At 72.7% G+C, this 11594-nt stretch carries 10 protein-coding genes; 1 reads left to right on the forward strand and 9 read right to left on the reverse strand.

The genetic code is table 11. From position 1 onward, the window contains the following. Positions 1 to 43: 43 nt before the first annotated feature. The 7 genes from HDA43_RS18205 to HDA43_RS18235 all read right to left on the reverse strand — a co-directional run bounded on the left by HDA43_RS18205 (position 44) and on the right by HDA43_RS18235 (position 6321). Complete coding sequence (locus tag HDA43_RS18205; RefSeq protein ID WP_179822359.1) at positions 44 to 1186, reverse strand: serine hydrolase domain-containing protein; 1143 nt, start codon at positions 1184 to 1186, stop codon at positions 44 to 46. 122 nt (positions 1187 to 1308) lie between these two features. Next, on the reverse strand, positions 1309 to 1953 hold the full coding sequence (locus tag HDA43_RS18210; RefSeq protein ID WP_179822362.1) for a response regulator: 645 nt from the start codon (positions 1951 to 1953) through the stop codon (positions 1309 to 1311). Further along, positions 1944 to 3029, reverse strand: coding sequence for a sensor histidine kinase (locus tag HDA43_RS18215; protein ID WP_179822364.1), 1086 nt, complete (start codon positions 3027 to 3029; stop codon positions 1944 to 1946). Before HDA43_RS18215 ends, HDA43_RS18210 begins: the two co-directional genes overlap by 10 nt. Next, positions 3013 to 3630, reverse strand: coding sequence for a DedA family protein (locus HDA43_RS18220; protein ID WP_179822367.1), 618 nt, complete (start codon positions 3628 to 3630; stop codon positions 3013 to 3015). The genes HDA43_RS18215 and HDA43_RS18220 overlap by 17 nt, the downstream gene beginning before the upstream one ends. 194 nt (positions 3631 to 3824) lie before the next feature. Beyond that, the gene (locus HDA43_RS18225) at positions 3825 to 4583 is read right to left on the reverse strand and encodes an iron ABC transporter ATP-binding protein (RefSeq protein WP_179822370.1); all 759 of its coding nucleotides are present in this window, start codon (positions 4581 to 4583) and stop codon (positions 3825 to 3827) included. Further along, positions 4580 to 5512, reverse strand: coding sequence for an iron chelate uptake ABC transporter family permease subunit (locus HDA43_RS18230; RefSeq protein WP_312873362.1), 933 nt, complete (start codon positions 5510 to 5512; stop codon positions 4580 to 4582). The genes HDA43_RS18225 and HDA43_RS18230 overlap by 4 nt, the downstream gene beginning before the upstream one ends. A gap of 131 nt (positions 5513 to 5643) precedes the next feature. Beyond that, positions 5644 to 6321, reverse strand: coding sequence for an iron chelate uptake ABC transporter family permease subunit (locus tag HDA43_RS18235; protein WP_312873406.1), 678 nt, complete (start codon positions 6319 to 6321; stop codon positions 5644 to 5646). A 306-nt stretch (positions 6322 to 6627) separates the two neighbouring features. Between HDA43_RS18235 and HDA43_RS18240 the strand changes: the two genes are divergently transcribed. Next, positions 6628 to 8700 (forward strand): serine/threonine-protein kinase, encoded by a 2073-nt coding sequence (locus HDA43_RS18240; RefSeq protein ID WP_179822375.1) that lies wholly within the window; start codon positions 6628 to 6630, stop codon positions 8698 to 8700. A 142-nt stretch (positions 8701 to 8842) separates the two neighbouring features. Here the strand turns inward: HDA43_RS18240 and HDA43_RS18245 are convergent, their stop codons facing one another. Further along, positions 8843 to 9814 (reverse strand): TIGR03557 family F420-dependent LLM class oxidoreductase, encoded by a 972-nt coding sequence (locus HDA43_RS18245; protein ID WP_179822377.1) that lies wholly within the window; start codon positions 9812 to 9814, stop codon positions 8843 to 8845. Between the two features lie 254 nt (positions 9815 to 10068). Beyond that, positions 10069 to 11415, reverse strand: coding sequence for a PAS domain-containing protein (locus HDA43_RS18250; RefSeq protein ID WP_246424026.1), 1347 nt, complete (start codon positions 11413 to 11415; stop codon positions 10069 to 10071). Positions 11416 to 11594: the final 179 nt, after the last annotated feature.

An 11594-nucleotide genomic window follows, 5' to 3' on the forward strand; every position in this document is an offset into this window, starting at 1 on the left:
TCCGCACCTGGTTTTCGGCCTGCCGGCGTCGTGGGCCGGAGCGTCAGGGGCGCGATGACGGCGCCGTGGAGACGGCGGCCGGCGAGCTCGCCGAACCGGACGGCGACGGCACGCCGCCGCCCTGGCCCGCCGATCCGCAGAACGTCCTGACGGCGATCCCCATGACCTCCTCCGTGGTCGGGTTGCGGGTCGAGGGGTTGATCGACAGGGTCATCGACGTGCCGGAGTCCGAGCGGAACGTGAACGTGAGGTAGCCGATCAGCTCGCCGCTGTGCCCCCACACCGTGCCGCACGGCAGCGGGTATGCCTGCAGCCCGAGCCCGTAGCCGAACCCGGCTCCCGTCTCGACGGTCGTGCGCATCGCCCTCAGGGACGCCTTGGTGATCAGCTTGCCGCCGAGCAGCGCGGACATGAACCGCTCCAGGTCCGCGGCGGTCGAGATCATCTCCCCCGCGGCCCAGTCCAGCGAGGGGTTCATCCGCGTCGCGTCCACCAGGCCGGGCAGCGGCTCGTACCCCTTGGCGTGCGGTGACGGCAGCCCTGCCCGGTCGCCCGGCACCACCGTGTGGCGCAGCCCGAGCGGGCGCAGGATGCGGCGGGTGACCTCCTCACCGTACGGGTGGCCGGTCAGCTTCTCCACCAGCAGTCCGAGCACCACGTAGTTGGTGTTGGAGTAGTGCCACTTCCCGTCGTCGGGGAGCTTCTTGGCGAAGGCCACCTTGAGCAGCTCGCGCGGCTGGTAGGAGCGGAACCGGGCGTCGCCGCGCCAGCGGTTGGTGGAGTATCCGGGCTCGCTCATGTAGTCGTACAGGTGGCTGGTGTGGTTGAGGAGCCGCCGGACGGTGATCCGCTCGCCGTCGGGCACCAGGCCGGGCAGGTACTCGTCGACGGGGTCGTCGAGCCGCACCTTGCCCTCGTCCACGAGCTGGAGCACCACGGTCGCGACGAAGGTCTTGGTGACGCTGCCGATCCGGAAGTGGCCGCCGGGCGACGGCCGTCCTCCGCGCTCGATGTCGCGCACGCCCGCGGCGCCGGTCCAGGTGCGGTGGCCGTCGGAGATCCGCGCCAGGGCGGCCGTCGCCCCGCCGCCCGACACGATCCTCTCCAGGTCGGAGCGTACGTCCACGGCCTGGCCGCCCATCGCCACAGCCGCCGCCACCAGCACGTTCATCATCGTCTGCATCATGTGCTCAACGCTATGGAGATCGACTTCGCGGCGGAATGCGGTGCGCCGCCCACCTCGGCTGCGGAAAACCACAGCCCCCATCGCGACTGCGGAGAACCGCGTCTGTGGAGGGCCGGGGCCGCTCAGGTGCCGAGGTAGCGCAGTACGGCCAGCACGCGGCGGCTGTACCCGGTGGTGTGCGACAGCGCGAGCTTGTCGAACAGGGCGTTGACGTGCTTCTCCACCGCGCTCTGCGACACGTGCAGGGTCTGGGCGATGGAGGCGTTGGTCAGGCCCTGGGCCATGAGCTCCAGCACCTGGCGTTCGCGGGCGGTGAGCCGGGCCAGCGGGTCGGCATGGCTGGTGCGGACCAGCAGCTGGCGCACCACCTCCGGGTCGAACGCCGTCCCGCCCGCGCCCACCCGTTCCAGCGCGTCCAGGAAGTCGCCGACCTGGGCCACCCGGTCCTTGAGCAGGTAGCCGACGCCGTCGATGCTGCCGCTCATCAGCTCGGTGGCGTACCTCTTCTCGACGTACTGCGACAGCACCAGCACCTTGATCTCCGGCCGGCGCCGCCGGATCTCCAGCGCGGCGCGCAGGCCCTCGTCGGTGTGGGTGGGCGGCATCCGCACGTCGACCACCACCGCGTCGGGCCGCCCGCCGTCCACCGCCTCCAGGAGCGCGTCGGCGTCGCCCACCGCGGCCAGGACGTCGTGACCTTCCTCCTTCAGCAGCCGCACCAGGCCCTCCCGCAGCAGGGCCGAGTCCTCGGCCAGCATCACCCGCACGGCAGCTCCGCCTCGATCACGGTCGGCCCGCCGGGCGGGCTGGTCACGGTGAACCGGCCGTCCAGCGCGGCCACCCGCCGCGCCAGTCCGGTCAGCCCGCCGCCGGTGGCGTCTGCTCCGCCCATGCCGTCATCCTCCACTCGCACGATGACCATGGTGCCTTCCCGGCGTACTCCGATGGTGACCAGGGTGGCCCCGGAGTGCTTGGCGGCGTTCGTCACGGCCTCGCTGGCCACGAAGTAGGCGGCGGTCTCCACCGCCACCGGGGGCCGTTCCGGCAGGTCGCAGGTCACCGTGACCTTGACCGAGGCCCGCTCGGCCACCCCGGCCAGCGTCTCCGGCAGCCCGTGCGCGTCCAGCCCCGACGGGTAGACCCGCCAGGCCACCTCGCGCAGCTCCACCAGCGTCTGCTGGGCCTGCTCGTGCAGCTGCTCCAGCAGCTCGGGGCGGCCCCGGCGGGCACGTCCCGCGAGCATGGACAGCGCCACCAGCCGCTGCTGCACCCCGTCGTGGAGATCCCGCTCGATGCGCCGCCGTTCGGCGTCGACCGCCGCGACGACACCGGCGCGGCTCTCGGTCAGCTCGTCGATCCGCCGCCGCAGCGCCTCGGCCGGGTCGGGAGCGAGCAGCCGTACGGCCAGCCGCCGATCCAGTGAGTCCACCCCCACCAGGCCGGTCGCCTCCAGGAAGAGCAGGACGGAGCCCGACAGGAACATGTAGGCCAGCAGCGGCGGGGTGGGCAGCATGCCGTCGAACGCCTCCCCCCGGCTCCACGACCACACCAGCCTGGTCGCCACGTCGATGCCGAACATCAGCAGAAACACCACCAGGCCGCCCAGGACGCCCACGGGCACCCGGGCGGCCAGGAAGCGCCGCTCATCCCCCTCGCGCCGGTCGGGGAGGTCCAGGCGCAGTCGCCGTAGTTCCAGCCCGGTCAGCCACGCGGCCGCCGCGCGTACCGCGGGACGGTCGGCGAACGGCGCCGTCACCAGGACGAAGAGCAAACCCAGAAGGGCGGTGACCGCACCGGCGGTCACCGCCCCGACGAGCCGCAGCCCGCTAGCCGTCCAGCGCATGCCGTCCCTTGCGTCGCTCACCCAGCCGCACGCCCACGAAGACCAGCACCGCCAGCGCCACCGCGGCGATGACCGCGTTGGTGCCCAGATCGACGTATGCCCGCACCAGCGACCAGTTCTCGCCGAGTGTCCAGCCGGCCAGCACGAAGACGGTGTTCCAGAGCAGGCTGCCGGCCGTGGTCAGGAGCGTGAAGACGCCCAGCGGCATGCGCTCCACCCCGGCGGGAACGGAGATCAGGCTGCGGAAGATCGGAATCATCCGGCCGAAGAACACCGTCTTGCGCCCGTGTCTGAGGAACCACGCCTCGGTCCTGGCGATGTCGGAGACCTTCAGCAGCGGGATCCGGGCGGCCAGGGCCAGCGTGCGCTCGCGGCCGAGCAGCGCGCCCACCTGGTACAGCGCCAGCGCCCCGATCACTGATCCGGCGGTGGTCCACAGCAGCACGGCGAGCAGGCCCATCTCCCCCTGGGAGGCGGTGAAACCGGCCAGCGGCAGGATCACCTCGCTGGGGAGGGGCGGGAAGAGGTTCTCCAGCGCGATCGCGATCCCGGCTCCCGGGGCGCCGAGCATCTCCATCAGGTGAATCAGCCATTCCGTCATGCGTCCGAGACTAGGAACGGTCAGGGTACGGCCACCATGAGGCGCGTGGCCGTTCAGGGGTGTGGAAAACCACAGACGCCGTGGCTCTTCGCGGCGGCAGGGGCGCGCCGTCAGGAGAGCCGGAGCGTGCCGCCGGAGAGCCGGCCGCGCCGTCAGGAGAACCGGGGCGTGCCGCCGGAGAGCCGGCCGCGCCGTCAGGAGAAGTAGACGCCGATGCGGTGGCCGCCGATCTCGTGGACGTCGATGTCGAGGTCGTACACCGCGTTGAGCACCTCCGGCGTCATCATCTCCACGGTCGTCCCCTGCGCGACCACCGAGCCGTCTTTCATGGCCACGATGGTGTCGGAGTGGCAGGAGGCGAAGTTGACGTCGTGCACGACCATGACCACGGTCTTGCCGTAGTCGTCGGCCATGCGCCGCAGCCGGCGCATCATCTGCGCCGAGTGCCGCATGTCGAGGTTGTTCAGCGGCTCGTCGAGCAGGACGTAGTCGGTGTCCTGGCAGAGCACCATGGCCACGTGGGCGCGCTGCCACTGGCCGCCCGACGGCTGGTCCAAGTGCCGGTCGGCGAGGTCGCCCAGCTCGAAGTGGTCGATGGCCTCCTCGACGAGGTCCCGGTCGGCGGCGGTGAGGCGGCCGCCCGAGTGGGGGAAGCGGCCGAAGGCGACCAGTTCGCGCACGGTGAGCCGTACCGACAGGTGGTTGTCCTGCCGGAGTACGGCCAGGCGCCGGGCCAGCCGGTCACCGGGCGTGGTGGCGACGTCCATGCCGTCCACGGTGACGGTGCCGCCGTCGGCGGGGACGAGCCGGCTGACGACGGACAGCAGCGTCGACTTGCCCGCATCGTTGGCGCCGATGACGGAGGTCACGCCGCCCGGGGCGATGGTCAGCGACACCCCGTCCAGGACGACGGTCTCGCCGTACCGTTTGGTGACGTCCTTGATCTCGATCACCGTCGTGACTCCCGGATGAGCAGGGCGATGAAGTAGACACCGCCGGCGAAGTTGATGATCACGCTGAGCGCGGTGTCCATGGTGAACACCCGCTCCAGCACCAGTTGCCCGCCGACCAGCACGGTCACCGCGAGCAGCGCGGCGGCTGGCAGTACGGTGCCGTGGCGGAACGTGCCGGTCAGCTGCCTGGCGAGGCTGGCGACCAGCAGGCCGAGGAAGGTGACGGGACCCACCAGCGCCGTGGACACCGACACCAGCACCGCGACGACGACCAGGACCCGGTTGACCACCCGGGCGTGGTGCACGCCCAGGTTGAGCGCGTGGTCGCGGCCGAGGGCGACGACGTCGAGCCGGGGAGCGAGTCTCGCGGTCCACACCGCCGCCGCGGCGACGAGCAGCGCGGAGAGGGCGAGCAGGTCCGGGTCGACCTGGTTGAAACCGGCGAACAGGCTGTCCTGCAGCACCACGAAGTCGTTCGGGTTGATCAGCCGGGAGGCGAGTGAGGACAGGCTGCCGAACAGGGTGCCGAAGACGACGCCGGCGAGGACCAGGACGTACAGGTCGCGCCCGCCGCGGCCGAACAGCAGGCGGTACAGGGCGCCGGCGAACAGCACCATCGCCGCGACCTGACCGGCGAACAGCAGCCGGGGGTCGGCCGAGCTGAGCGTCAGCGCGCCGAACAGGAACACGATCAGCGTCTGGATCAGGACGAAGAGCTGGTCGAAGCCCATGACGCCGGGTGTGAGGACGCGGTTGCCCGTCACGGTCTGGAACAGGACGCTGGAGCAGGCCACCGCGGTTCCCACCACGATCATCGTCGCGATCTTCCGGGTTCTGAGGCCCAGGGCGTACTCCCAGTCGCCGGTGAGCCCGATCAGGCAGAATCCCGCGACCGCGGCGACGGCGAGCAGCGCGAGGACGGCGAGCACGCGGCGTTCGCGGTGGCGCGCGGCCGTCTGCGCGGGGGAGAGCCCTCTCGGGGCCGCCGGCGGTGAGGTCCGTGCCGTGGCAGGGGAAGCCGGGGACACCGGGGCCGGGGCCGGGGACGGGGGTGAGGGCGTCATCGCAGCCCCATCCGCCTGCCGCCGCGCAGCAGCAGCGCCAGGAACAGGACGCTGCCGACGACGCCGACGACGGTGGAGACCGGGATCTCGTAGGGGAACCTGACGAGCCGGCCGGCGACGTCGCACAGCAGCACGAGCAGCGCTCCGGCGAGCGCGGTCGCGGGCAGCGCGTGGCGCAGGTTGTCGCCGAGTGCCAGGGTCACGAGGTTGGGCACGACGAGGCTGACGAACGGGATCTGCCCGACGGTGACCACGACGACGGCGGTGATGACCGCGGCGAGCACGAGGCCGGTGTTGACCACCCTGTCGTAGCGCACGCCGAGGTTGACGGCGAAGCCGCGGCCCATTCCGGCGACGGTGAACCGGTCGGCGTACAGGTAGCCGAGCGCGGTCACCGCGCCGGCGACCCACAGCAGCTCGTACCGGCCGCGCAGCACGCCGGAGAAGTCGCCCGCCGTCCACGCGCCGAGGCTCTGCAGCAGGTCGGCCCGGTAGGCGAAGAACGTGGTGGCGGCACCGATGACCCCGCCGAACATGATGCCGACGAGCGGCACGAGGATCATGTCGCGGAAGGTCAGCCGGCGCAGGATCCACACGAAGAAGAACGTCCCGAGCAGCGCGCACCCGACGGCCATGGCCATCTTGACGAGAACGGCCTCGCCGCCGGCGAACAGCGTGACCTAAGAAATGTGTACGCAGAGCGCACCTCTCGCATCAGGGCGTCAGTGGAGGTGATCTCCCGTGAAGGAGGGGACGGGGACGGAACCGATCGCCGCGTCGGCTCCCGTGAAGGAGGGGCGGAGCCGGTCGCCGCGTCAGGCCGGCGGTCGCCGCGCCCGTGGTCCGACGACGTCCGGCGGGCGATCCGTGCCGGCCCGCGGCGGCGTGCCGGGCCGTACGGCCTTACCGAAGGCTTTCCCAGAATCGGATCTTCCTCACTATTGTGATCTCCATCCGGTCGAGTGAGGGGAGGGCGGGCGATGGCGGCGGACGGGTCCGGGGCGTCCCTGGGCAGCCGGTACGTGCTCCTGGACGAGATCGGCGCCGGCGGGATGGGAAGCGTCTGGCGGGCGCGGCACCGGGACACCGGTGAGATCGTCGCGGTGAAGCTGCTGCGCGACGGCCTCGCCGGCGACGAGGACCTGGTCCTGCGGTTCGTGCAGGAACGCAACGTGATGCGGAGCCTGCGCCACCCCAACATCGTCACGCTGCGCGACTTCGTCATCGAGGGCGAGCGGCTCGCCCTGGTGATGGACCTCGTCGAGGGCGGGGACCTCCGCGCCCTGCTCCGGCGGCGCGGCACGCTGCCCCCGGCGGAGGCGGCCGGGCTGATGGCCCAGGTCGCCGATGCACTGGCGGCGGCGCACGCGCTGGGCATCGTGCACCGCGACGTCAAGCCGGGGAACGTCCTGCTCGACGGGACCACCGGGCGGACGCGGCTGACGGACTTCGGCGTGGCCCGCATCGTCCACGGCCCCGGGCTCACGCAGACCACCTCGATCATCGGTACGCCCTCCTACCTGTCGCCCGAGGTGGCCGACGGCGGGGCCGCCACCCCGGCGGTGGACGTGTACGCCGCCGGGCTGATCCTGTACGAGCTGCTCGCCGGCCGCCCGCCGTTCGTCGGCGAGCACCCGATGGCCCTGCTCCGGCTGCACGCGACGGCCGCGCCCCGGAGGCTGCCCGGGATGCCGGACCCGCTGTGGCGGATCATCTCGGACTGCGCCGCGAAGGACCCGGCGGGACGTCCGCACGCGGGGGAGGTGGCCGCGGCGCTGCGCGGGGCCGCGCCGTCGCTGGCCGGGCTGCCCGCCCTGCCCCCGGTGGCCAGGGAGGACGCCCCGGCCGTCACCTCCGAGCCCCTTTCCGCGCCCGCCGGTCGTCCGGATCCGGCCGTCCAGGGGACGCCTCCCGCGTGGCACGTCGCCGGTCCGGGTCCGGCCGCCCACGGGATGTCCGCCTCGCCGCACGTCACCGGTCCGGGTCCGGCCGCCCACGGGATGTCCGCCTCGCCGCACGTCACCGGTCAGGGTCCGGCCGCGCGCGGCGCCGCGGCTCCCCCCGGGAACGCGGTACGCCCGGGGCCGGATGCCGGCGGGGCCGTGCCCCCTCCGGCGGACGGCGCTCACCCGGGCGCCCGGGAGACCGCGGCGCCCGGGGCGGGCCCGATCGCCTCCGGGGGTGAGGGAGCCGGGACGCCGGCGCGGCGTGGGCCGTTCCGGAGGCCGGCCGTCCTCGCGGCCGTCGGCGCGGCGCTGGCGCTCACCGCCGCGGCGGTGGCCTTCGCGGCGCCGTGGCGGGCCTCCGACGCCGAGGCGGCGGGGGACGGGGTCGTCGCGGAGGCGGAATCGACCGGCGGACCGGTCGACGGCACGGTGACCGCCACCCTGGGGGGCTCGAAGGAGAAGTCGCCCGGCCCCTCGCCGAAGGACCCGAAGGACCCCAAGGACCTGAAGGACCCCAAGGACCCCAAGGACCCGAAGGGCTCGAAGGACCCGGAGGAACGGCCGGCGCGAAGCCGTACCACGGAGACGGCCGCTCCCACGCGGCCCGCGAGGCCGAGCCCGGAGAAACCCGCCGCGCGCCGTACCCCGAGTCCGGAGCCCCACACCGCCGAGCCGGAGCGGTCGAAGAGCGCGACCGAACCGGAACCGGCCGGCAAGCGTACGGCGGAGCCCCCGCGTCAGGTCACGGAACCGGGCTGGCGCTGCCGCCAGTGGATCTCCACCGGCACGGGCACCGGCACGGAGATGTCGCCCTGCATCACCATGGTGGGCGACGTCTTCCACCTCATGGGACGGATCAGGGGATCGAGTTCGGTCCGCTCGGACGTCCACGTCCAGCTGTACGACACCGACAACGACGGCAACATCTCCCAGCCCTTCATCTGCGCGGGCGTCGCTCCGCCGAGCGACGGCGCGATCGCCACGTGCGGGCCGTTCACCGTGACGGTCCCGCGCATCGGCACCAAGCACGACGTCCGCCAGCGGTGGAGGCGGGCGGGTACGGCCTCCTACAGCGGCGGCGTGGAGAGCCCCTGGATCCTGTGGTGATCCGAGGGGAGCCCTCGCCGGTCCCGCGTCTCGCCGGGACGCCGCGCGCCGCCGGGTGGAGCCCCGCGCTCCGGGTCCGGGAGCGGACCGGTGCGGCGGGGCCGGGCGCGCGGGTCAGTGCGAGGGGGTCAGGGCGCGCGGGTCAGCGCGACGGGGTCAGGGCGCGGAGCCGTTCGTCCAGTTCGTTCCGGTAGAAGTCGATGAAGCCGTCGGGGTCGGGCCCGGCGTTCTGCATCACCAGGTGGTCGAAGCCGGCGTCGACGAACCCCTGCGCCTTCTCGACGTACCGCGCCGGGTCCGGCCCGCAGGCGAACTGCGCGCGGATGTCGTCCTCGCGGACGGTGGCGCTCGCGGCCTCGAAGTTGACCGGGTTGGGCAGCTCGCTCATGACCTTCCAGCCGGTCACCGCCCACCGGGACGTCTCCAGGGCGGCCCTTACCGCATCCCCCTCGTCCGACGCCCACGCCACCGGGACCTCGGCGTAACGGGGACCGTCGCCGCCGGCCTCGCGGTAGTGCCGGACGAGGTCGGGCTTGTCCTCGGTGGCGAACAGCCCGTCCCCCAGCTCGGCGGCGATCCGGGAGGCGTGCGGGCCGCCGGACGCCACGATGATCAGTGGGGCCTCATCGGGCAGATCGAACACCCGGGCGTCCTCCAGCCGGAGGTACTCGCCCTCGTAGGACCGGTACCCGCCCTGCCACAGCAGCCGGATGATCTCCAGCGCCTCGCGGAGCATCTCGTGGCGCACCTGCACGGTGTCGGGGAACCCGAGGCCGACGACGTGCTCGTTGAGCCGTTCCCCGGACCCGATGCCCAGGGTGAAGCGCCCGCCGGACACCAGGGCCGTCGTCGCGGCGGCCTGGGCGATGATCGCCGGGTGGTAGCGGATGGTCGGGCAGGTCACGCCGGTCGCCAGCCCGATGCGCTCGGTCTTCGCCGCGATGGCGCCGAGCACCGTCCAGGTGAACGACGAGTGCCCCTGGACGTCCAGCCAGGGGTGGAAGTGGTCGCTCATCTCCACGAAGTCGAACCCGGCGTCCTCGGCGCGTACGGCCTGCCGGATGAGGTCGTTCGGGCCGAACGCCTCGGACGCGAGCTTGTAACCGATCTTCATCCGCACTCCACCCCCGGGGCCCGGCCGCGCCTCGTGGACCGATGCGGGCAGGTTCCTGCGCAGTCCTGTTTTCGCAGGTCAATTCGCAGATTAAGTGGTTGATGCGGGGGAGGACGGGTTCTTTCGCCGCGTGTCGCCCGGCCACTTTCGCGGTATGCCCACGGTCGCCTCGCCGCCGGCGCACGGCCATCTCAGCCGGGCGCCGACCGATCTCCCACGCCGGGCGCCGGTCGGTCGACCGCGTCGGCGTCGGCTCAGAAGGCGCCGCGGGATCCGACGGCTCCGGCCCGGATCCTGGCCACCTGCGCCTCCAGGGACCGGACGTCGAACGGCATGGCCGAGGCCTCGAACTGCCGGCCCAGGGCGCGCAGCATGTCCATCCCCTCCCAGCAGGCGGCGAACTCCTCGTCGACCGGCTGCACCAGGTCACCGAGGACGTCGTCGACCCGGTGGCGCACGACGAGGATCCGCCACTGCGCGAGGAACCGGCTGAACTCCGCCAGCCGTTCGCCCGCCTCGGCGACCCCGGAGACGAACTCGCGCAGCGCCTCGTTCACCTGCCGTCCCCTGGCCGACATCTCCCGCACGTTCTCGTGTACGGCATCGCAGAGCAGGGGCACCTCGTCCAGCGAGGTCGACGGTGCGACGCCGTCCACGACCTCGGCGGCGAACGCGGCGACCATGTCGTTGTGCAGGCTCGCCAGCGCGATGCGGAAGCGCAGGTCCGTGACGTCCGAGCGCAGCGCGGCGAGTCCGGACACCAGCCGCTCCAGCGCGGCCACCGCGGTGCGCGTCGGCGTGACCATCACCCGGGCGACGTTGCGCAGCACCGGCGCGGTGCCGGCCACCATCTCGGAGGCCGACTGGGCGGCGGCGACCGCGCGGTCGAGCCGGCGGGCGACGTCGAGCATCCGGGTGGACGACCGCACGAGCCGGTCGCTCAGCAGCCGGTACCCCTCCAGCCGTTCCACCAGGTCGGCGAGGAGCTCCTCCAGCGCTCCCGCGCCGGTCAGCACCTCCGCGATCGGTCCCCGGGCCATGGGCCGGGCGTAGACCGCGGAGGCCAGCCGGCCGCGCGCCGCGACCTCGGCGGACAGCGCCTCGGCCAGGAAGTCGTCGTGCGAGCCGAATCCGAGCCCGTCCAGCAGGTGTCCGAGCCGCTCCGCGCCTGCCGCCGCGACGTCGCGGCGGTTCGCCGCGGGATGACCGGCGGCCTGCCGCTCGGCGTCGGCCACCTGCCGGTACAGCCGCTTGACCTCGCCGAACAGCTCCGACCGCGGCGACATCCGGACCGACAGGAAGCCCTGCGCCAGCGGGGTCATGGTGGCGAAGACCCAGTAGTGGCTGCCGTCCTTGGCGAGGTTCCGCACGTAGGCCCCCGCCGGACGACCGGCGAGCAGGCGGTCCCACATCATCCGGAAGACCCCGGCGGGCATCTCGGGGTGACGCACGATGTTGTGCGGGGCCCCGGTGAGTTCGTCGAGGGGGAAGCGGGAGGTCCGGACGAAGACCGAGTTGCCGCTGCGGATGAGCCCGCGCCGGTCGGTCGTGGAGAAGAAGAGCTCGTCGGAGCCGATGACCTGCTCCGTGCCTTCGGGCATGGTCAACGTAGTGAGGCTCATCGCCCACCTCTCGGTTCGTCTGCCGAGAAGGACGCCCGGCGGGTCTGCTGTCTTCGAAACCTTCGAAATGCTACCGACGGTAGTGGAAGCCCTGTTCCCCGGGCGGTCCGTGACCGCTCGGGATATGTCTTGATCTGCGCCGATGCCGTGAGTGGGGA

This window comes from Streptosporangium sandarakinum, assembly GCF_013409935.1.
Lineage (GTDB): Bacteria > Actinomycetota > Actinomycetes > Streptosporangiales > Streptosporangiaceae > Streptosporangium > Streptosporangium nondiastaticum.